The following is a 22257-nucleotide window of genomic DNA, read 5'->3' on the forward strand; positions in this document are numbered from 1 at the left end:
GGTTACTTCTGCATGATTGAAGTGAACAGTTCCGATGCGATAAACCGCTGCAACCAGGCCTGCAACCGAACATAAGGCGTCTGCGCGAACCACTCGCGATCGACATGGGCGAATTGTCGAATGAACGGCATCAGCGCCACGTCCGCCAGGCTCGGGTGCCCGGCCAGCAAGTACTCGCGCCCCTCCAGCAATCCTTCCAGCGTGCGCAAAAACCGCTCGCCCTCGGCCCGATACACTGCCATCGGTTGCTCGGGGTAACGCTCGGCGTATTTGTAGCGATTCAGATGCACCTTGAATACTTGATCGTTCTCTTCGATCAGCAGGTTGATCTGTGCCTGTGCGCCAGGATCATCGTTGAGCAACCAGTCCTGCGGATCGTTCTGCGCCAATGCCCAGCGCATGATCTCCAGGCTTTCATCGATCACACGGCCATCGATACTCAGCACCGGCACCGTGCCTTTGCCCGACAACGCCAGCATTGCGGCCGGCTTGGCCTTGAGGCTGACCTCGACAATCTCCACCGCCACCGCGCTGTAACGCAGGGCCATGCGGGCGCGCATCGCATAGGGGCAGCGGCGAAACGAATACAGCGTATTCATTTCACCTCCAGGGTGCTCAGGCCATTGCCTTGGCGGCGGACCTGAATCTGCACCGGAATCCGTTCGTGCATTTCCTGTACGTGGGAAATCACCGCGACCTTGCGCCCCTGCGCCTGCAAGCCATCGAGCGCATCCATGGCCAGTTGCAGGGATTCCGGGTCAAGGCTGCCGAAACCTTCGTCGATAAACAGCGATTCGATTTTCAGCGTACTCGATGCCATCGACGCCAGGCCCAGGGCCAGCGCCAACGAGACCAGGAACGTCTCGCCACCGGACAACGAATGCACCGAGCGCAGTTCATCGCCCATTTCGGTGTCCATCACCAATAAGCCAAGCATGCTGCCGCCACGTTTCAGGCGATAACGCCGCACCAGTTGGCGCAGCTGCACGTTGGCGTGGTGCACCAGCAGGTCGAGGTTGTAGGCCTGGGCGATCTTGCGGAAGGTATCGCCAGTGGCCGAACCGATCAACGCATTCAACCGCGCCCAGCGCTGGTACTCGGTGTAGACATCGGCGATCTGCTGCGCCAGCGCCTGATTGGCATTTTGCCGACGCTGATCCTCAGCCTGTTCGGCGCGCAGTTCAGCGCAGCGGTGTTCACTGGCGGCGAACAGATTTTGCAGTTCGGTCAGCGCGCTAGCCAGTTGTTCGGCATCGAGGTTGCCGTTGTGCTGCGCCTGATGACTGAGCAGGCGCTTGTCCCGCTCCTGCAACAAGACCTTGGCTTGTTCGATGGCTTTTTCGCTGTGCTGCAACTGTTGGCGCAGGTCGCTGACCTGTTGATCGTTAACGCTCAGCAACTCTTCCAGGCCGCCGTCATCCAGTTCCGGGTGTCGCGCGCGCCAGTCGGCGATCTTGCTCGCCAACTCCCGGTCTTCGTGGGCCAGTGCCTGCGAGCGCTGCTGCTGCGCGTTGAGTTCGGCCGCCAGTTGCACCAACTGCGTGCGCACGGTTTGCAGTTCCTGGTTGGCTGCGGCGTCGGCGTTACGGGCCTGTTCGACCGCGTGATCGACTTGCTGCTGCCATTGCTCGGCGCTCGCGTGTTCGCCCAGCAGTTGCGCCAGGGTCTGCTGACACGCCTGTTGTTGCGCGGCGAGGGCGTCGAATTGCTGGCTGGCGGCGTCCAGTTGCTGAACGCGGGTCTGTTGGCGGTCCTGTTCTTTTTCCAGCGTCTGCTGGCGCTGTTGCTGCTCGCCGAGTTCATCGCGTTGCTGGTCGAGCTGCTCCAGGCGCTGGGCGATCTGCCGGTCGAGTTGCAGGAACGTCGCGGCCGGTTCGTTACGCAACGCTTGCAACGTATCGGCCGGCAACAAGCTGCTGAACGCGGTCAGTTCTTCATCCAGACGCTGACGGTCGTTGCTCAACGCCTGTTGCTGATTGCTCAGATGCTGCGCCGCCTGCTGGCTCGCGGTTTCGGCACTGCGCAACTGTTGCTGGAGGCGCGCGGCATCCTGTTGCAGGGTGAGCAGGGCGGTTTGCCGCTGTTCGTCCTGCGCGATGCTCTGATTCAACTGACTGTTCTGCTGCGTCAGCCAGGCATCACGTTTGCTCGCGTCCTGGGCCAGCAACTGAGCCGACAGCGGATGCGCGTCGAGGCTGGGTGTCAGGCCCTGTTGCTGGATCGCCAATTGCTCCTGTTGCTGCAAGAACTCCTTCTGCTGAGCAATCACGCCGACGACCTCAGCGCGTAATTCGGTGAGCTTTTCCTTCAACAGGTCGACGGCTTTCTGGGCGTTGGCCTGTTCGCTTTCGTCGTGGCGACCGAGACTTTGCAGCAGCGCTTCGGGCTGATGATAGGGGTGATCGGGGCTGCCACACACCGGGCACGGCTGATCATCCTGCAACTGCTCGCGCAATTCTTCGACACTGGCGCTGCGGGCCAGGCGCTGGCGCTCCAGCAGTTCGCGGGTGATGGTCAGGGTTTGCTCGGCGACGGCCAGTTCGTTTTTGGTCTTGACGCCATCCTGGGTCAGGCGATCACGTTCCTGTTGCGCGTCGAGCTGGCGTTGTTGAAGTTCAGCGCCGCGTTTGTCCAGGTCCTGCTGGCTGGACCAGAGCCGCGTCAGTTCTTCAAAGGCGCGCAGTTGCTTGCGGTTGTCTTGCAGCAGATTGCCCAGTAACTGGATCTGTTCCGCCACCGCTTCGGGTTCGGCGCCGGCCTCTTTATAGAGCACTTCCAGCGTCTGTTTCTGCGTCGCCAACGCTTCGGCGGCCTGTGCGGCGCTGTGCTCCAGCGCCGCCATTTCCGCCTGACCCTTGTTCAAGCGGTTGCCGATCAGCATCAGCTGTTGCAGGCGATCGCGGTAGGCATTCCAGGCATCGCTCAACGGTGCCAGCGGCGTGCTGTGCTCCAGCTCGCCGGCGATTCGCTGCAAACGTTCCGCGACCCGTTGCTGTTGGTCGAGCAAACCTTGAATGGTGCTCTGGCCCTGAGTGCACGCCAGCTCAGCTTGCTGCTTGAGGCCAGCGCTGAGGCTCGCGTCCTTGACCAGGCGGGCGAGGGTGCTTTGCGCCTCGAAAGCCTGACGCAGCAGTGGCGCGCTGGCGCTGTGTTGCTGCTGCGCGGCGATCAGCGCGGCTTGGGCGGCGCTCACGCTTTGTTCGAGTTGCGCCTGACGCTCGCTCAGCTCGGTTTGCTGCTGCGTGTGTTGCTGAATCTGCGTCGCCAGCGGCGTGAGTTGCGCCGTCAGCTCGGTTTTGCGCGCGAACTGGTGCCGTTGCGGCGCCAGTTGCTCCAGTCGCGTCAGCTTCAAGCGTTCGCCCGCCTGACGGTCCCAATCCTGCTGGGCGCCGGTCAGTTGTTCGGTGGCGCTCTGCTGATCGTCCTGTAGCTGACGCAGTTCTTTGAGCCAGGTGTGTTGCAACTCAAGTTGCTTGAGTTGCGCTTGCTGGGTCTTGAGTTGTTGCTGCGCGGCGTTGAAGCGCGCATCGAGTTCGGCGCGGGCTTCGGGTGACAGCGGCGTCACGCCCGTCGCCTGGTCTTGCAACAGCTTGTGCGCTTCGCGGGCGTCTTTGGTCTTGTCGAACGCGCGACGCCCGAGCCGGGTGTAGAGCGCGGTGTCGGTGAGTTTTTCCAGCAACTCGCTGCGTTCGTTGTCGTTGGCCTTGAGGAAGGCGCTGAACTCGCTCTGGGCCAGCAGCACGGCGCGGGTGAATTGCTCGAAGTTCAGCCCCAGCACGGCTTCGAGCTGGGTTTTGAATTCAACTTTCTGACTGGCCAGCAGTTGGTCCAGATCGATGTCGCGCAAACTCTGGCGGCTCGCTTGCAGCTTGCCGCCGGCCTTTTCCCGCGCGCGATTGGCTTCCCAGCGCGCACGATAGCGACGGCCGTCGATGCCGACGAAATCGACCTCGGCATAGCCTTCGCCCGTGCCGCGACGCAATAGCGTGCGCGGGTCGCCGGTGCTGATCTCGCCGTCGGCGTCCGGTGCCTTGGCCGACACTTGCGCATTGCTCAGACGCGGCACGGCACCGAACAGTGCCAGGCACAACGCGTCGAGCAAGGTGCTTTTACCGGCCCCGGTGGGCCCGGTGATCGCGAACAGGCCGGCGCTGGCCAGCGGTTCGGCGGTGAAGTCGATTTCAAAAGGCCCGGCCAGTGAGGCGAGGTTTTTCAGGCGGATCGCGAGGATTTTCATGGTTGCTCGCGCTCCATCTGTACGTCCTGCAACAACTCGGCGAAGTCTTTCAGGGTTTGCTCGTCGACCTCGCTGCCGTAGCTGTCCTGCCAGGCGCGGCTGAACAGTTCCTGAGGCGTGAGTTGATCGAGTTCGATCAGCGTGGTGCCGTCATCGACACCGTCACGGCTGCCGGCGTACTCGGCGGCGATCCGCACCAGGCGCACGGCTTTGCCTTGCAGGGCGGTTTCGACTTGATGACGCAGGTCGGGTTGCGGCTCATCCAGACGAACGCGGACTTCCAGCCACGGCTGGCGCTGAATATCGGCCAGCAAGTCGATGTTCGGCAGGTCGGCCAGTTGCAGCAGGATTTCGGCCAGTGGCGCCGGGCCGATGCGTTGCAGGTTGACGGCGCGGGGAATCAGTTTCGGCTCGACGCTGACCAGGGTTTCGCCGTCGAGCGTGACGTCGAGAATCTGATGCTGATAACCGATTTCGGAAAACGACAAAGGGATCGGCGAGCCGCTGTAGCGGATGCGTTCTTCGCCATTCACCTTCTGTGGTTTGTGCAAATGCCCGAGCGCGACGTAACTGATGCTCGGCCCGAACAGGCTGGCGGGCAGCGCTTCGGCGTTGCCGATGATCAGGCTGCGCTCGGAGTCTTCCGAGACCGAACCACCGGCCATGTGCGCATGACTGATAGCGATCAGCGCCTGGCCTTTTTTGCGTTTGGCGTTGGCGGCTTCGATCAGCCACTCGTGCACTTGCCCGATACCGCGCAGGTAGTTGTCGCCCAGGTGCGCGCCAGTGACTTCGGCCGGGCGCAGGAACGGCAGCGCCAGGCACCAGGCGACGGTTTTGCCTTTGGCGTCGGGCAACGGCAGCAGCAGGCGCTCGGCGTCCAGCTGACCGTCATCGAGCCACAACACCCGGCCCAACGCGTGAGTGCGCAAACGCCGCATCAACGGCGCCGGCAGTTCAATCCGCGAACCGGAGTCGTGGTTGCCGGCGATCATCACGATGGTCAGCTGCGGCTGTTGTTCGTGGGCGCTGACGATGAAATCGTAAAGGCGTTCCTGGGCTTTGACCGGCGGGTTGACGGTATCGAAGATGTCGCCGGCGATCAGCAGCACGTCGGGCTGGTCCAGCTTCAGCTGGCGCAACAGCCACTCGAGGAAACAACCGTGCTCGAAATCGCGTTCCTGGCCGTGCAGGTTCTGCCCAAGGTGCCAGTCGGAGGTGTGGAACAGACGCAAGGCGAACTCCGGGAAATAAGTGAATGGCCGCGTGGAAATGAGCGCGGCGAAAGGGGAGAGAGTTTACTGGCAAACACGATGTCTGTGGTCAGACTCTGACTTTGTACTGGCGGCTTGCCTGTGGAGAGGGGGTTTTTGTGGCAAGGGGCTTTTGTGGCTAAAGGGCTTTTGTGGCCTGGAGGTTTCTGTGGCTAAAGGGCTTTGTGGCCAGCAGGTTTCTATGGCTAGAGGGTTTTTGTGGCCAAGAGGTTTCTGTGGTTAGAGGGCTTTTGTGGTTAGGAGGTTTCTTTGGCTAGCGGGCTTTTGTGGTCTGGAGGTTTCTTTGGCTAGCGGGCTTTTGTGGCGAGGGGGCTTGCCCCCGTTCGGCTGCGAAGCAGTCGTCGTCCAGATAACTTGAGGTGGCCAAATGAAAACTGCTGGGGGCGCTTCGCGCCCCAACGGGGGCAAGCCCCCTCGCCACAAAAGCCCCCTTGCCACACAAGCCCTCTAGACACAAAAGTCCTTTAGACACACAAGCCCTCTAGACAAGCCCTTTAGACACAAAGCCCTCTAGACATACAAGCCCCCTCACCACAGAAATCTCCTGGCTACAGAGACCTCCTGGCCACAGAAGCCTTTCCATCCATCACTTCGGATAAAGCGGCGGCAACCCGCTATCACCCACCGGGTCCTGAATCCGTTCGGCAATCGGGATCGACTTGATCGCGCGCCACAGTTCCTCGCCTTGCCAATGCTGGCCGGTTTCGCTGTAGAGGGCGCCGTTCAGGCCGTCCAGGGCATCCGACAGCGGTACGAAGCGGGCGGCCATGTCGGCCAGGGTTTCCGGTTGTTGCCGCGCCCAGGCGTCGAGCGCCTGGCGGGTGGCGTGGGAGTCGTTGGCCTGGCAGGCGCGTTTGAGTTCGTCGAGCACGGTGCGCGGGCTCGGGCCGGTTTGCGCGGCGCGCAGGATCGCCGGTTGCCAGCGCGCGCGCCACCACAGGCCGAAACCCAGCACGGTGGTGCAGGCGAGGATCAGGCTGGTGAGTTTCCAGCGCCATAGAACGTCGCTGTCGACGATGACGCTGACCGGCGCGGTGCTCGCCGGGGTGTCGACCACCAGGCTCGGATTACTCGCCACTTGCAGGGCGCGCGCGGGCAGGCTGCTGTGTTCCAGATGATCTTCGAGGGTGTTCCACCAGACCACGTCCACCGCCGGCAATTCGATTTCCCCGGTGCGGGTCGGCACCAGCGCTTCGCGGTCTTCCCGGCTGCCCACCAGACCGCGCTCGGTGCTCTGGTTGCTCAATACCGGTTGATCCGGGTAGCGTCGCAGGCCGCTGACATCAGTGGCAGGCAGCGGCGGCAATTGTGAGCTGGCCAGGCCTTCGGCTTTTACGGTCAGGCTGCGGGTCAGCGAATCGCCAACCTGCACGTGATCCGGTTGCGGGTTCCAGCTTTCATCCAGGCTCAGACTGCGGGCCGGCAGCCAAGGGGCGTCGGCGGGGTAGGTGGCGGGTTTGGCTTTGACCGTCAGCGGCAATTCAACCGAGCTGACGCGCATCAGCTTGCCGGTTTTCGGCGGTTGGGTGGCGGGGTCCTGAATCGGTTGGGTGTCCACCAGCGTGGCGCTGAAAATCTGCGCCGGAATGGTCAATACACCGCTGTGCTGCGGGTAGATCGCATAGCGTTGTTCGATCACGCCATGGCGCAGACCGTTGATGGCTTTTTCGTAGGTGCGGGTCTCGCCCAGTTGTTCGATGCGCGCATCGGGAATCTGCAACGGGGTCAGGCTGCTGTCGTCGTACAGCGACACCGAATGGTAGATGCGCAAGGTCAGGATCGCCTGGGCCTGCACGTACACGCTGGGCTGGTCGAGGCTGGCGTCGATGAACACCGGCGCCAGTGTGTTCGTGGTGTCCTGGGTCTCGCTCTCGACCACTTGCACGGTGATCGGTTGGCTCTGGGCGTCGCCCAGTTGCAGCGCGGGGATAGTCACGCTGCCGTTTTCCTTGGGCAGCAAGGTGATGATCCAGCGCGTGGTGGCCAAGGTGTCGCCACTGAGCGTGTTCAACTGGTTGACCTGGCGGGTGCCGCGCACTTCGAACAAAGGCTCCAGCGACGTCAGGTCGGGCTTGCCGAATTGCGTCACGTCGTTGGATTCCAGGGTCAGCTCGACCGTCTCGCCGGAGTTCAGGCGACTGCGATCAACACTGGCGACCAGCGTCGCCGCCAGGGTCTGACCGGCGCAGAGCAGCGCGAGCATGAAGAGGGTGAAGCGGCTCATCGAGTTTTTCCCTGATCCTGATGTTGTTGCTGTTCGTACCAGAATTTGCGCCTGAGCAATTCGCCCGGGTCATCCGGGATCTTGCGTAACCATTGCTCCAGCGCCTGTTGCTGTTCGCCTTCGAGGGTGTTGCTGGCCGTGTGCAGCGGCGGCGTGGTGGTTTGCTCGTCCCCCAGCTCACTGCCCGGAACTTCGTTGGTGCCCGGTTTCGGCAGCGTCGTGGTCGACGGCTGTTCGGCTTGCGGCGGGCTCTGTTCGGCGTCGGTTTGCGCTTGATCGGTGTTCGTCGGTTGCGTGGCGGCACCGGGCGGCGGTGCTTGCTCGCTGGTTTCGCTCTGGTTGCCTGCGGTCTTCTCTGGCTCGACCGGCGGCGGGGTGTTTTTCTGCTTCAGCAGGCTTTCCACCAGCGCCTTGTTGGTCAGGGCCGGGCGCAAATCCGGTTGACGTTCCAGTGCCTGTTCGTAGGCGTCCAGCGCGGCTTCCAGCTCACCGCTTTGCGCCAGTGCGTTGCCACGATTGTAGTGGGCGTGAGCATCGTTGCCTTCGGCGAACCGCTGGGCGGCGCCACTGTAGTCGCCTGCTTCGTACAGCGCCACACCTTGCCACTGCGGATCTTCAAAGTGCTGCGCCGCCCTGGCCGGGTGCCCTTGGTGCAGCAGATGCAAACCACGCTGGTCGGGCCGCAGCCACAGGTCTTCGAAGTCGAAGGCGTAGCTCGGTTGCGGCAACAGAAACAGCAAGGGCAGGCAGAACAACCAGCCACGGCGACCGGCGCATGCCGCCAGCAGCAACAGTGGCAGCAGCAGCCAGTAACCCTGATCGGCCCAGGTGTCGAGGCGCAGGGTCTGGCCGTCGTTGCGCAGATGGCGCGGGCCATCCAGCAGGCCGAGCGCTTGCAGGTCGGAATCGTCCAGCCCCGCCTGGCGATAGCGTCCGCCGAGGTCATTGACGAAGGCTTTCAGGCTGGGGCTGTCGAGGTGCGGCACCAGAATCGCGCCCTGGTCGTCCTTGAGAAAACTGCCGTCTTCCTGTGCGACCGGCGCACCGTCCGCGGTGCCGATGCCGAGCATCAGGAATTGCGTCGACTCGCCGTCCAGCGCCTGCCGAATGCCTTGGCGTTCCCGTTCGGTCAGGGTCGAACCGATCAGCAAGATCCGCCCGGCGCCGAGGGCGCCCTGATCCAGCAGCGCCAGCGCTTTGCTCACCGCCAAGTCGGCGCGGTGGCCGGTCTCGGGCATCAGCGACGGTTTGAGCGCATCCAGCAGATTACGGCTGGTCGACAGGTCATCCGACAGCGGCACCAGCGTGTGGGCGCTGCCGGCATAGACGATGATCGCGGTCTGCGCATCGCTGCGGGTTTGCAGCAGGTCGAACAGTTTGCGGCGGGCCTGTTCCAGCCGGTTTGGCGCGACATCGGTGGCGAGCATTTCCGGGGTCAGTTCCAGCACCACTACCAGCGGGTCGGCGGGCTTTTGACTGATTTGTTCGACGCGCTCCCAGCTCGGCCCCAGCAAGGCAAGCACCGTCAGCACCCACGCCAGGCCCAGCACGACCCACGGCAGTTTGCTGTCGCGACCATTGCCGCCGCTGAGCAACGCGCCGTGGAAGGCTGGCGGCAGGATCATCTGCCAGCGCCCGGCGCGCTTTTGCCGATGCCAGAGTTGCCACAGCAACCAGCCGAGCAGCGGCAGCAACAGCAGCCACCAGGGACGGAAAAAGTAAGGCCACAGTGCGCTCATCGACGCCTCCGCAGGCGCAGGCGTTTGAGCCGTTCGCGCCAGTCAGGCAGTTGCGTCGGCAAAAACAGATCCTTGGTAAACAGGCGTTGCAGCGGGTTGTCCGGCCAGCGCTCGCGAACCACCAGCAACATGCTCAATAGTAACGCCAGCGCCAGCGGCCAGTGATACAACGCCTGAGCCGGACGCGCTTGAGTCGGTTGTTGGGTCACCGGCTCGAGTTTGTCGAGGGTGTCTTTGATCGCTTGCAGTTCCTTGCCGTCGCGGGCCCGGAAATACTGGCCGCCGGTGGCTTCGGCAATGGCCTTCAAGGCTGGCTCGTCGAGGTCCAGGCTCGGGTTGACGCCGAGAAAACCCAAGGTGCCGCTTTGCTCCGGGTCGGCGCCAATGCCGATCGGGTAGATTTTCACGCCTTCCCTGGCGGCCAGGCGCGCGGCGGTCAGCGGGTCGATTTCGCCGCCATTGTTGGCGCCGTCGGTGACCAGAATCAGCACACGACTCTGGGCCGGACGCATCCGCAGGCGTTTGAGGCCCAGACCGATGGCATCGCCAATCGCGGTGTTCTTGCCGGCGATACCGATTCGCGCTTCGTCAAGCCACACGCGCACGGTGTGGCGGTCAAAGGTCAGCGGTGATTGCAGGTACGCCTGACTGCCGAACAGGATCAGCCCGACCCGGTCGCCTTCACGGCTTTCGAGGAAATCGCCGAGCAAATGCTGAACCAGCGACAGCCGACTGACGTCTTCGTCCTGCCACTGCATGTCGGGGAAATCCATCGAGCCGGAAACGTCCACCGCCACCAGCAAGTCGCGGCCGCTGGCGGCAATCGGCAGCGGTTCGCCCAGCCATTGCGGGCGCGCGGTGGCGATCAGCAGCAGCAACCACAGCAACATGAACGGCGCTTGCTGCCGCCAGGCCGGCAGGTTGGCGCGGGCGCGGCGGCGGGCCAGGCCTTCGAGGTCGCTGAGGAAACTGACCTTGAGTGCCGGTTCGCCGCTGTCGGCCACCGGCAGCAAAATACGCATCACCCAGGGCAGCGGCAGCAGGATGAAAATCCACGGCCAGGCGAACTCAAACATGTTTGCGAATCCAGGTGTCGACGGCTTGGGTCAGGCCGGCGATGGCCTTGTCGTCGAGTTTGCATTCGGGTTTGTACGCGCCTTCGACCAGCACCATCCAGCGGGTCAGGCCGGCGGCCGGGCAGCGGTTATCGAGGAACGCCAGCCATTTTCGACCGTTGAGAGTGTGGCTTTGGCTGTACGGGTAATGGTTGCGGCACAGGCGCTTGAGCAAACCGTTGAGTTGCTGCAACCACGCGCCGGCCGGGGCGCCGTCGTAGGGTTTGGGCATCCGCGCCAGTTCCGCGAGGGCGGCGAGGCGCACCGGGTCCAGCGGTTGTTCGGCGCGCACGATCAGGCGTTTGCGCGGGACGAATCGCCGGGCTTTCCACAGGCCGAAAGCAATCAGCGGCAGCAATAAAAGCAGCAGCCACCAACCCGGTGCCGGCGGCCAGAATGCAATCGGTGGCGGGGAAATCAGCGGCTGCAGTTGATCGAGGCTGCTCATCGACTTTTCCCCGGCTTCTGCGGGTTCAGGTATTCCCGCAGTTGCTCGACCATCTCGCTTTGGGTGCTCAGCGGCATTAATAAAACACGCAGTTTCTGCGCGAGCAGCTCCCAGCGGGCGATGCGCGCTTCGGCCTGGGCGCGATAGGTCTGGCGCAGGTCGTAATTGAGGGTGTCGAGTTCCAGTTGCGCGCCACGCTCCGCAAAACGTAATAGCCCGGCGGCGGGCAGGGCGTGGTCCAGCGGGTCGGACAATGGCAACAGCAACAGGTCGCAATGGCGGGATAACAGGCTCAGCTGTTGCTCCGAGCCTTCGGTCAACGCGCGCTCGTCACAAATCACGATCACCAGACTGCCGGGGCGCAGCACTTCACGGGCCCGGCGCAGCGCCAGATTGAGCGAATCGCGGTTCTGCTCGTTTTCGGTGTGCAGCGACTGATTGACCCGCACCAGCCGGTTGAGCAGTTGCAGCAGGCTTTGTTTGCTGCGCCGGGGTTTGATCTCGTAGTGCTCGTTGTCGCCAAACACCAGGCCGCCGACCCGGTCGTTGTGCCCCAGCGCCGCCCAGCCAATCAGGCTCGCGGCCTGTGCGGCGAGCACCGATTTGAACATCAGCCCGGAACCGAAAAACAGCCGACGGCTTTGCTCGACCATGATGAAGATGGGACGCTCGCGTTCTTCATGGAACAGCTTGGTGTGGGGTTCTTGCGTGCGGGCGGTGACGCGCCAGTCGATGGTGCGCACGTCGTCGCCGGCCTGATAGACCCGCACCTGATCGAAGTCCACGCCACGGCCGCGCAATTTGGAGTGGTGCAGGCCGATCAGCGGGCTGCGCTGGCTCGGCGTGGAAAACAGCTGCACTTCGCGAACGCGATGGCGCATCTCGATCAGCTCGGAGAGGCTGACACGGATGCCCGGCTCGGGCGGCAGGATGGCGTTCATCGGGGTCAAGCGACGGCTACGACGTCGAGAATCCGCTGGACCACCCGGTCCTGATCGATGCCAGCGGCTTCGGCTTCAAAGGAAAGAATGATGCGGTGACGCAACACGTCGAACAGCACCGCTTGGATGTCTTCCGGGCTGACGAAGTCGCGACCGGCCAGCCAGGCGTGGGCCCGGGCGCAGCGGTCGAGGGCAATCGAACCGCGTGGGCTGGCGCCGTAGGCAATCCACTCGGCCATTTCCGGATCGAACTTGGCTGGCGTGCGCGTGGCCATGACCAGTTGCACCAGGTATTCCTCCACGGCGTCGGCCATGTACAAACCGAGGATTTCCTTGCGCGCGGCAAAGATCGCCTGCTGGCTGACCCGGCGCTCAGGCTTGGTTTCGCCGTTGAGCGCTTCGCCGCGAGCCTGTTGCAGGATGCGGCGTTCGACGGCGGCGTCCGGGAAACCGATTTTGACGTGCATCAGAAAGCGGTCGAGCTGGGCTTCGGGCAACGGATAGGTGCCTTCCTGCTCGATCGGGTTTTGCGTGGCCATGACCAGAAACAGCGGCGACAGCTCATAAGTGCTGCGCCCGACGCTGACCTGGCGCTCGGCCATGGCTTCAAGCAATGCCGACTGAACCTTGGCCGGGGCACGGTTGATTTCGTCCGCCAGCACCAGGTTGTGGAAGATCGGGCCTTGCTGGAAGACAAAACTGCCGGTTTCCGGGCGATAGATTTCCGTGCCGGTGATGTCGGCCGGCAACAGGTCGGGGGTGAATTGAATACGGTGGAACTGGGCTTCGATGCCTTCGGCGAGTTCTTTGATGGCCTTGGTCTTGGCCAGGCCAGGGGCGCCCTCGACCAGCATGTGGCCGTCGGCGAGCAAGGCGATGAGCAAGCGCTCGATGAGTTTTTCCTGGCCGAGAATCTGCGTTGAAAGAAAGGTTCGCAGCGCCAGCAGCGCTTCACGATGTTCCATCGATGACTGTTCCTGGAGAAGGTGGCCGAAGACGTTCGAATAACGCCAGGGCTGGGGGCGTTACTTTAATGCATCGCGGGGGGCGGCGACTAACGGCATTTTGTGCAAAGTGCGGGAAATGATGGGTGAAAGTGTTGGAAGTTTGTACCGGCCAGGGGGATGCGTCGTTCGTACCAGCCTCTTCGCGGGCAAGCCCGCTCCCACAGGTGACCGAGCTTTTTCGGAAAGAATGCGATCGATGTGGGAGCGGGCTTGCCCGCGAAGGGGCCGGCTCTACACCCTCAAAGCTGACTGATGTAAGTCCCGGTCCCCTTGAGAATGTTCTGCAAGGTTTCTTGCACTTCCGCCAGGTCCGTCATGTCGGCATCGAAGGTGATCTCCAGCGAATCATCCCCCTTGAGCGCGTCAGCATCCCCGGCAGCGATTTCGATCAGCAATTTGCCCGCGCTCAAGGTGACTTTCACGCCGTCGAGCGTCGAAGGCTCGTCATCCAGAGTGATTTCCAGCTCGTCCTCGTCCGGGTAGCGAGTCATCAGGAACATGTCGCCCTGGTCGCTGTGGCAGCAGAGCATGGCCATGTTGTCTTCTTCGTCATCGCACGGGTTGACAATCAACAGGGCGGTGGTCATTTGCATGGGGAATTCCTGGCTCGACGAGCATGGTTAGCACAACAAAAAAGGCGATTCTGCCAGCCCTCGGGAATTTCTGCTCGTCTGACTGTCAGAGGAGGTGGCGTGAACGCGTGTAGTGTTACTGGTCATTTCCGGCACGAAGGTGCCGTAAAACCGGGCATAAACCGCCCGATTGGCGGTGCGGCTGCTAGTGTTGATCGATGCGGACGGCGCGAGTTACGTGCCGATGACCGAATATGTCGCAGCACCGCAAGCAGGCACGTTGTCGCACTCGTTAAGCTGCGCATCGAATGGATACCCGTAAAGGCATTGCGCAATTCATCGCGCAGGCGCTTTTGCCGATACCCATTCATGGAAGGTGAATGTGACCTGAGTGTCTCGTCCAGCTTCACCCACCTGTCTCCCTGTTTCCTCTGCCCGAGAATCAGGAACAGGATGACGGATCGCCCCGAAAGGGGTTTTGCACGCGACGCTTCCATCAATAACAAGCCCAAGCGGAGTACCACAGATGGCGTTCTTCACCGCAGCCAGCAAAGCCGACTTCCAGCACCAACTGCAAGCGGCACTGGCGCAGCACATCAGTGAACAGGCACTGCCACAAGTGGCGCTGTTCGCTGAACAATTCTTCGGCATCATTTCTCTGGACGAACTGACTCAGCGTCGGTTGTCCGACCTCGCTGGCTGCACCCTTTCTGCGTGGCGCCTGCTTGAGCGCTTCGATCACGCGCAGCCGCAAGTGCGCGTCTACAACCCTGATTACGAACGCCATGGCTGGCAGTCGACCCACACGGCGGTCGAAGTGCTGCACCACGACCTGCCATTCCTCGTGGACTCGGTGCGCACCGAGCTGAACCGTCGCGGCTACAGCATTCATACCCTGCAAACCACAGTGCTGAGCGTGCGTCGCGGCAGCAAGGGCGAGTTGCTGGAAATCCTGCCGAAGGGCACCCAGGGCGAAGGCATTCTGCAAGAATCGCTGATGTACCTGGAAATCGACCGTTGCGCCAACGCGGCCGAACTCAATGTGCTGAGCAAAGAGCTGGAACAGGTGCTCGGCGAAGTCCGCGTCGCGGTCGCCGATTTCGAACCGATGAAAGCCAAGGTCCAGGAACTCCTCACCGGCCTGGACAACAGCCAGTTCGCGGTCGATGGCGAAGCCAAAGCGGAAATCAAAAGCTTCCTGGAATGGCTGGTGGGCAACCACTTCACGTTCCTCGGCTATGAAGAATTCGTAGTGCGCGATGAAGCCGACGGCGGCCACATCGTCTATGACCAGGACTCGTTCCTGGGCCTGACCAAATTGCTGCGCACCGGCCTGACCTACGATGACCTGCGCATCGAAGATTACGCCGTGAACTACCTGCGCGAACCGACCCTGCTGTCGTTCGCCAAAGCCGCACACCCAAGCCGTGTACACCGTCCGGCTTACCCGGATTACGTGTCGATCCGTGAAATCGACGCTGACGGCAACGTTATCAAGGAATGCCGTTTCATGGGCCTGTACACCTCGTCGGTGTATGGCGAGAGCGTGCGGGTCATCCCGTACATCCGCCGCAAGGTCGAAGAAATCGAACGCCGTTCCGGCTTCCAGTCCAAGGCTCACCTGGGCAAGGAACTGGCGCAGGTGGTTGAAGTGCTGCCGCGTGACGACCTGTTCCAGACCCCGGTCGACGAGCTGTTCGCCACCGTGATGTCGATCGTGCAGATCCAGGAGCGCAACAAGATTCGCGTATTCCTGCGCAAAGACCCGTACGGCCGTTTCTGCTACTGCCTGGCCTACGTGCCGCGCGACATCTACTCCACCGAAGTGCGGCAGAAAATCCAGCAAGTGCTGATGGATCGCCTGAAAGCATCGGACTGCGAGTTCTGGACCTTTTTCTCCGAGTCCGTGCTGGCTCGCGTGCAACTGATCCTGCGCGTCGATCCGAAAAACCGCCTCGACATCGACCCGGTGCTGCTGGAAAAAGAAGTGGTGCAAGCCTGCCGCAGCTGGCAGGACGACTACGCCAGCCTGGTCGTTGAAAGCTTCGGCGAAGCCCACGGCACCAACGTGCTGGCCGACTTCCCGAAAGGCTTCCCGGCCGGCTACCGCGAGCGCTTCGCCGCGCACTCGGCCGTGGTCGACATGCAGCACCTGCTGAGCCTGACCGAAAAAAATCCGCTGGTGATGAGCTTCTATCAGCCACTGGGCCAGGTCTCCGGCCAGCGCGAGCTGCATTGCAAGCTGTATCACGCCGATACGCCGCTGGCACTGTCCGACGTGTTGCCGATCCTGGAAAACCTCGGCTTGCGCGTGCTGGGTGAGTTCCCGTACCGCCTGCGTCACAACAATGGCCGCGAGTTCTGGATTCACGATTTCGCGTTCACCGCCGCCGAAGGCCTGGAACTTGACATCCAGCAACTCAACGACACGTTGCAGGACGCGTTCGTCCACATCGTGCGTGGCGAAGCCGAGAACGTTGCGTTCAACCGCCTGGTACTGACCGCCGGCCTGCCATGGCGCGACGTCGCGCTGCTGCGAGCCTATGCGCGTTACATGAAGCAGATTCGTCTGGGCTTCGACCTGGGCTACATCGCCAGCACCCTGAACAACCACACCGACATCGCTCGCGAGTTGACCCGGTTGTTCAAGACCCGTTTCTACCTGGCGCGCAAGCTGGCCAGCGACGATCTGGAAGACAAGCAGCAACGTCTGGAACAAGCCATCGTGACCGCACTGGACGACGTCCAGGTGTTGAACGAAGACCGGATCCTGCGTCGCTACCTGGACCTGATCAAAGCTACGCTGCGGACCAACTTCTACCAGACCGATGCCAACGGTCAGAACAAGTCCTACTTCAGCTTCAAGTTCAACCCGCACCTGATTCCCGAACTGCCGAAGCCAGTACCGAAGTTTGAAATCTTCGTCTACTCGCCTCGCGTCGAAGGCGTGCACCTGCGCTTCGGCAACGTGGCTCGCGGCGGTCTGCGCTGGTCCGACCGTGAAGAAGACTACCGCACCGAAGTCCTGGGCCTGGTAAAAGCCCAGCAAGTGAAGAACTCGGTGATCGTGCCGGTGGGGGCGAAGGGCGGCTTCCTGCCGCGGCGCTTGCCTCTGGGCGGCAACCGTGACGAGATCGCGGCCGAGGGGATCGCCTGCTACCGCATCTTCATTTCGGGCCTGTTGGACATCACCGACAACCTGAAAGACGGCGCACTGGTGCCGCCGGTCAATGTCGTGCGTCATGACGACGATGACCCGTACCTGGTGGTGGCAGCGGACAAGGGCACTGCAACCTTCTCCGACATCGCCAACGGCATCGCCATCGACTACGGCTTCTGGCTGGGTGACGCATTTGCGTCCGGTGGTTCGGCAGGTTACGACCACAAGAAAATGGGCATCACCGCCAAAGGCGCGTGGGTCGGCGTACAACGCCACTTCCGCGAGCGCGGCATCAATGTCCAGAAAGACAGCATCACCGTGGTCGGTGTCGGCGACATGGCCGGTGACGTGTTCGGCAACGGCTTGCTGATGTCCGAGACGCTGCAACTGGTGGCCGCGTTCAACCACCTGCACATCTTCATCGATCCAAATCCTGAGCCTGCGAACAGCTTCGCTGAACGTCAGCGCCTGTTCGACCTGCCGCGTTCGGCGTGGTCGGATTACGACACCAGCATCATGTCCGAAGGCGGCGGGATCTTCTCCCGCAGCGCGAAAAGCATCGCGATTTCCCCGCAGATGAAAGAGCGTTTCGACATCCAGGCTGACAAGCTGACCCCGACCGAACTGCTGAACGCCTTGCTCAAGGCACCGGTTGACCTGTTGTGGAACGGCGGTATTGGCACCTACGTCAAGGCCAGCACCGAAAGCCACGCCGATGTCGGCGACAAGGCCAACGATGCGCTGCGCGTGAACGGCAACGAACTGCGCTGCAAAGTCGTGGGTGAGGGCGGTAACCTCGGCATGACCCAGCTGGGTCGTGTCGAATTCGGTCTCAATGGCGGCGGTTCCAACACCGACTTCATCGACAACGCCGGTGGCGTGGACTGCTCCGACCACGAAGTGAACATCAAGATCCTGCTGAACGAAGTGGTTCAGGCCGGCGACATGACCGACAAGCAACGCAACCAGTTGCTGGCGAGCATGACCGACGAAGTGGGCAATCTGGTGCTCGGCAACAACTACAAGCAGACCCAGGCGCTGTCGCTGGCGGCGCGTCGTGCCTACGAGCGTATCGCCGAATACAAGCGTCTGATGAACGACCTGGAAGGCCGCGGCAAGCTGGATCGCGCCATCGAGTTCCTGCCGGCTGAAGAAGCGATCAACGAGCGCGTCGCGGCAGGCCATGGCCTGACCCGTGCCGAGCTGTCGGTACTGATCTCCTACAGCAAGATCGATCTCAAGGAAGCGCTGCTCAATTCCCTGGTGCCGGACGACGATTACCTGACCCGCGACATGGAAACCGCTTTCCCGCCAAGCCTGGTGAGCAAGTTCTCGGAAGCCATGCGCCGTCACCGTCTGAAGCGCGAGATTGTCAGCACCCAGATCGCCAACGATCTGGTGAACCACATGGGCATCACCTTCGTTCAACGACTCAAAGAGTCGACCGGCATGAGCCCGGCGAACGTGGCTGGCGCTTACGTGATCGTGCGCGACATCTTCCACCTCCCGCACTGGTTCCGTCAGATCGAAGCCCTGGACTACCAGGTTTCCGCTGACGTGCAACTGGAGCTGATGGACGAGCTGATGCGTCTGGGCCGCCGTGCAACGCGCTGGTTCCTGCGCAGCCGTCGCAACGAGCAGAACGCTGCCCGTGACGTCGCACACTTCGGTCCACATCTGGCAGCGCTGGGCCTCAAGCTCGACGAACTGCTGGAAGGCCCGACCCGTGAAGGCTGGCAGACCCGCTATCAGGCGTACGTTGCGGCAGGCGTGCCGGAGTTGTTGGCGCGCATGGTTGCCGGCACCACTCACCTGTACACCTTGCTGCCGATCATCGAAGCGTCGGACGTGACCGGCCAGAACGCTGCAGATGTGGCGAAGGCTTACTTCGCCGTCGGCAGTGCACTGGACATCACCTGGTACCTGCAACAGATCAGCGCGCTGCCGGTTGAAAACAACTGGCAAGCCCTGGCCCGTGAAGCGTTCCGTGACGACGTCGACTGGCAACAACGTGCCATCACCATCTCCGTCCTGCAACAGGGCCAAGGCACTCAGGACGTGGAAACGCGCCTGGCGCTGTGGATGGAAGAGCACGAGGGCATGATCGAACGCTGGCGCGCCATGCTGGTGGAAATCCGCGCGGCGAGCGGTACTGACTACGCGATGTACGCGGTAGCCAACCGTGAGCTGCTGGATCTGGCGTTGAGCGGGCAAGCGGTAGTGCCTGCTGCGGCCAGCGCCGAGCTGGAGCCTGCGGCCTGATCCGTCGCTGAATGAAAAAGCCCCGCATTGAGAGATGCGGGGCTTTTTTTTGGCTGATGGTTTTGGGGAAGTGGGAGCGAGCTTGCTCGCGAAAAGGCCACCAGCCTCAATACAACTTCTGGTCTGCCTGATTATTAATCATCGATATATTAGTTGTCGGCCTGGTCAATAAATTACTGAGCGACTGGTCAAACTTTTGCAATGCCCGAACTTGCACGTTTTGCTGTTCGTTTATATCCGCAACAATCTCTTCGCTGCGTTTAAAGTCCGCCCACAGCGGGCTCAGTGACTTGGCGTCATGCCCTTGCGCAGTGCCGATGTAATTGAAGTTCTTGTCATAAAAGTCCGCACTCACATCCGCCTGGATGTCCGAACTGCGCGAGGTCATCAATTGGCTGCGGCTGTCGACAATGGCGACCACTTCCGGTCTGGCTGCTTTGAGGCTTTGCAGGTCGGGATAGACCGTGACCGAACCGAACTGACGCTGCAACGAGGCCTTGACCCAGTCCACGGCGAGATCGGGTCTGGACGTGGCGACGTAGGCATCATGAATCGGCTGCACCAGCAGGCTCTGGCCGAAACCGGTGCCGGCGTTGGCCTGGTAGTCGCGCAGGTAGGCGCGATTGGTCTGGGTGTTGCGGCTGTAGACGATACCCAGCGAAACATGGCCAGCGTTGGGAATGCTCGACACGTTGCTGCGACCGACCGGCGCGGTAAAGATGCCGTCGAGCGAAGACACGGCGTTGGGCGCGGTGGGGATGGAACAGCCCGTTAAAACAACCGTCATCGTCAAGGTACTGACAAGCGTTAGTTTCATGGTGTTACTCCAGGGAAACAAACCGGGTCGGAAAGTGATAGCGCCAAAGTTATTCGGCAGTCATTCCAGACTAAACCTGTCGCCGCTGAATTAAACAGTCATCGCCTGCCGTTTCCCGGCAAGTAATAGTTTTATTCGGCTTAAACAGGGTCGGTTAATTACGCCCGGAAATAAACCGGCGCAAATTCAAAGTTTGCGCCGGTTTATTTATAGCTATAGGTCCAGCTATCAGTTTTCCAGGGGGATCAACACTTTCTCGTCCGGCGACAACACCATGAACACCAGCAGCTTGGCAGGTTTGGTCGCGCTGGCATTTTTCGAGATCAGGTGTTCCGAACCGGCGGGTTCGTACCAGTATTGGCCGGTCTTGTACGTAATCGCCTTCTCGCCCTTCACCTGGGAAATCACCGAACCTGAAAGGACGTAAGCCATGGCGGTGCCTTCGTGCTTGTGGGCAATCGAGGCCTGGCCGGGTTTGTAGTCGACCTCAATCATCATGGCTTTTTTGCCGGGGACGTTTTTCAGCAGTTCGTCCTGCAACACCGTGACCTTCTCGGAAGGGTCATGAGCCATGGCAGCGGCGGAAACGGTCAGGGCGAGTACAGCCAGCGGGGCAGCAAGGAAACGCAGAGCTTTCATGGTTCATCACCTGCAGTGGTTATCGTCAGGAGCAACGATAGACCGCACAGGGGGGCAATCAAACAGCCAATATTCGCGAAGGTGAGGAGGCCAATTCAAAAAAAATCGCCCGAAGGCTGCGCCATTCGGACGATCGTCTGATCTTGTTTTAGCGGATCGGAAAGCTGTTGAAATCCACGGCATTCGCCAATTGGTTGTCAATCAGGCCGATGAAGCCTTGTACTTGCGGGCAGTTGAAATGCGATTGCATGGCCGCTTCCGATTGCCAGCGGGCGCTGACGGTCCAGCGGTTGGTGTCCTCGGGGCAGCGGTCGACCATATAGGAATCGCAGCCCGGTAGCTCACGCAGGGTTTCGACAATCTTTTGCAGTTGCTTGCCCAGTTCATCCGAGCGGCCGGCAGCGGCCTGGACCTGTACGGTATTGATCACTTCGTTGGACATTGCTCACACTCCTGAATCAGGCCGGACGAATCCTGCTCATTGAGGGATAACGCCTAGGGAGGATAGGCCTGTCCCTCCGGACCGCCAAGGACCAATCGGCGGTTAAAGTCACAGACCAATCGTTCAGGCCACTTGCTGCAAAATGTCGCGCAAGCGGTCCAGTGCGGTGTCGATGTCGAGGGTGTCGATGGCGCCAAACCCCATGAGAAGCCCGGCCTTGGGCGCTTGCTGGTAAAAGAAGGCGTCGATGGAATACAGCCCGACTTCAACCTTTTTTGCCAGTTCGATCACTAACGCAATATCGATAGGCACTTTGCACATAAGGGTCATGTGAAATCCTGCGGTTGAAGGCACGGCCTCCAGCCACGGAGACAGGTCGTCGGCCACCCTCGCGAGTATCCGGTCGCGGCGGCCCGCGTAGATCGTATGGCAGCGCCGGATGTGTTTGAGCAGGCAGCCTTCGGCGATGAACTTGGCCAGGGCCCATTGTGGAAGTGTCGAGGTGTGCAGGTCGGTGAGTTGCTTGGCGCGGATCACTGCGTCGAGAATCGCCGGCGGCAGAATCGCGTAACCCAGGCGCAACTCCGGCAGCAGGGTTTTCGAAAATGTCCCGACGTACGCGACGATGCCGCGTTCATCCATGCTTTGCAGCGAATCGGTGGGGCGGCCTTCGTAGCGGAATTCGCTGTCGTAATCGTCCTCGATAATGATCGCGCCCAACTCGTAGGCGCGCTCCAGCAGGGCTTCGCGTCGCGCCTGGCTCATCGGCATGCCCAGCGGGAACTGATGCGACGGCGTGACGTAGATCAGCCGCGTGCCCAAGGGGATTTTGTCGACCTGAATGCCTTCGGCGTCCACCGGAACGCCAATCACCGTGGCGCCGTGGCTGCCGAACAGCAGGCGCGCCGGCGGGTAACCGGGGTCTTCCATGGCGACGATGCTGCCGGGGCGCGTCATCACGCGGGAGATCAGGTCGAGCGCCTGTTGGGCACCGTTGCACACCACCACGTCCTCGTCCTGGCAATTGACCCCGCGTGAAAACGCGATGTGCCGGGCAATGGCGTTGCGCAGCGCCGGCAAGCCTTCGGGCAGGCTGTAGAAACCTTTGGCACCCGACATTTGGCGCAAGGCGTGGGACGTGCAGCGGCGCCAGTCGTCCTGGGGAAACTGGCCCTTGCTGGTGGCGCCGCCAATGAAGTCATACCGCAACGAGCCTTCAAGCGTTGGATGGCGCAGAAACACTGGCAGGTTGCGCCATGCCTCGATCACTTCGGCACTCGCCAGTTGTGAATGGCTTTGCTTGGGCAGGCCTTTGGCCGCCCGCGCATTGACGTACGTGCCTTTGCCGATCACCCCGGTGAGAAAGTTTTCGTAAGTCAG

The 22257-nt window shown here is 61.6% G+C and carries 15 protein-coding genes; 1 reads left to right on the forward strand and 14 read right to left on the reverse strand.

Annotated features, from left to right (window positions below; all coding sequences use genetic code 11):
- Nucleotides 1-2: 2 nt before the first annotated feature.
- From ACQKP4_RS14420 to ACQKP4_RS14465, 10 genes are all read right to left on the reverse strand, one after another.
- On the reverse strand, nucleotides 3-599 hold the full coding sequence (locus tag ACQKP4_RS14420; protein ID WP_427634116.1) for a glutathione S-transferase: 597 nt from the start codon (nucleotides 597-599) through the stop codon (nucleotides 3-5).
- Complete coding sequence (locus ACQKP4_RS14425) at nucleotides 596-4237, reverse strand: SbcC/MukB-like Walker B domain-containing protein (RefSeq protein WP_427634118.1); 3642 nt, start codon at nucleotides 4235-4237, stop codon at nucleotides 596-598. The genes ACQKP4_RS14420 and ACQKP4_RS14425 overlap by 4 nt, the downstream gene beginning before the upstream one ends.
- A complete protein-coding gene (locus tag ACQKP4_RS14430; protein WP_427634120.1) occupies nucleotides 4234-5472 on the reverse strand; it encodes an exonuclease SbcCD subunit D C-terminal domain-containing protein in 1239 nt (412 codons plus the stop codon). Before ACQKP4_RS14430 ends, ACQKP4_RS14425 begins: the two co-directional genes overlap by 4 nt.
- A gap of 625 nt (nucleotides 5473-6097) precedes the next feature.
- Nucleotides 6098-7735, reverse strand: a complete 1638-nt coding sequence (locus ACQKP4_RS14435) for a BatD family protein (RefSeq protein WP_427634122.1) — start codon at nucleotides 7733-7735, stop codon at nucleotides 6098-6100.
- Nucleotides 7732-9474, reverse strand: a complete 1743-nt coding sequence (locus ACQKP4_RS14440; RefSeq protein WP_427634123.1) for a tetratricopeptide repeat protein — start codon at nucleotides 9472-9474, stop codon at nucleotides 7732-7734. The genes ACQKP4_RS14435 and ACQKP4_RS14440 overlap by 4 nt, the downstream gene beginning before the upstream one ends.
- On the reverse strand, nucleotides 9471-10550 hold the full coding sequence (locus ACQKP4_RS14445) for a vWA domain-containing protein (RefSeq protein WP_427634125.1): 1080 nt from the start codon (nucleotides 10548-10550) through the stop codon (nucleotides 9471-9473). The genes ACQKP4_RS14440 and ACQKP4_RS14445 overlap by 4 nt, the downstream gene beginning before the upstream one ends.
- Entirely contained in the window at nucleotides 10543-11037 is a 495-nt protein-coding gene (locus tag ACQKP4_RS14450) for a DUF4381 domain-containing protein (RefSeq protein WP_427634127.1), read from the reverse strand. The genes ACQKP4_RS14445 and ACQKP4_RS14450 overlap by 8 nt, the downstream gene beginning before the upstream one ends.
- The gene (locus ACQKP4_RS14455) at nucleotides 11034-11978 is read right to left on the reverse strand and encodes a DUF58 domain-containing protein (protein ID WP_427634128.1); all 945 of its coding nucleotides are present in this window, start codon (nucleotides 11976-11978) and stop codon (nucleotides 11034-11036) included. Before ACQKP4_RS14455 ends, ACQKP4_RS14450 begins: the two co-directional genes overlap by 4 nt.
- A gap of 5 nt (nucleotides 11979-11983) precedes the next feature.
- Nucleotides 11984-12943 carry an AAA family ATPase gene (locus ACQKP4_RS14460; RefSeq protein WP_003218556.1) on the reverse strand — a complete coding sequence of 320 codons (960 nt, stop codon included), beginning with the start codon at nucleotides 12941-12943 and terminating at the stop codon, nucleotides 11984-11986.
- A 281-nt stretch (nucleotides 12944-13224) separates the two neighbouring features.
- Nucleotides 13225-13578 carry a hypothetical protein gene (locus ACQKP4_RS14465; protein WP_427634131.1) on the reverse strand — a complete coding sequence of 118 codons (354 nt, stop codon included), beginning with the start codon at nucleotides 13576-13578 and terminating at the stop codon, nucleotides 13225-13227.
- A 505-nt stretch (nucleotides 13579-14083) separates the two neighbouring features.
- On the opposite strand from ACQKP4_RS14465, the gene ACQKP4_RS14470 reads away from it, so the two are divergent.
- On the forward strand, nucleotides 14084-18979 hold the full coding sequence (locus tag ACQKP4_RS14470; protein WP_427634132.1) for an NAD-glutamate dehydrogenase: 4896 nt from the start codon (nucleotides 14084-14086) through the stop codon (nucleotides 18977-18979).
- 106 nt (nucleotides 18980-19085) lie between these two features.
- Here the strand turns inward: ACQKP4_RS14470 and ACQKP4_RS14475 are convergent, their stop codons facing one another.
- The 4 genes from ACQKP4_RS14475 to ACQKP4_RS14490 all read right to left on the reverse strand — a co-directional run.
- Nucleotides 19086-19796 carry an ATPase gene (locus ACQKP4_RS14475; RefSeq protein WP_427634133.1) on the reverse strand — a complete coding sequence of 237 codons (711 nt, stop codon included), beginning with the start codon at nucleotides 19794-19796 and terminating at the stop codon, nucleotides 19086-19088.
- Between the two features lie 228 nt (nucleotides 19797-20024).
- Entirely contained in the window at nucleotides 20025-20435 is a 411-nt protein-coding gene (locus ACQKP4_RS14480) for a cupin domain-containing protein (RefSeq protein ID WP_427634135.1), read from the reverse strand.
- Nucleotides 20436-20583: 148 nt separating this feature from the next.
- Nucleotides 20584-20877 (reverse strand): antibiotic biosynthesis monooxygenase family protein, encoded by a 294-nt coding sequence (locus ACQKP4_RS14485; protein WP_427634137.1) that lies wholly within the window; start codon nucleotides 20875-20877, stop codon nucleotides 20584-20586.
- 123 nt (nucleotides 20878-21000) lie between these two features.
- On the reverse strand, nucleotides 21001-22257 hold a 1257-nt coding region (locus ACQKP4_RS14490), incomplete at its 5' end, for a PLP-dependent aminotransferase family protein (protein WP_427634138.1).

Origin of the sequence: Pseudomonas sp. NPDC086278 (genome assembly GCF_050280905.1) — a bacterium.
GTDB lineage: Bacteria > Pseudomonadota > Gammaproteobacteria > Pseudomonadales > Pseudomonadaceae > Aquipseudomonas.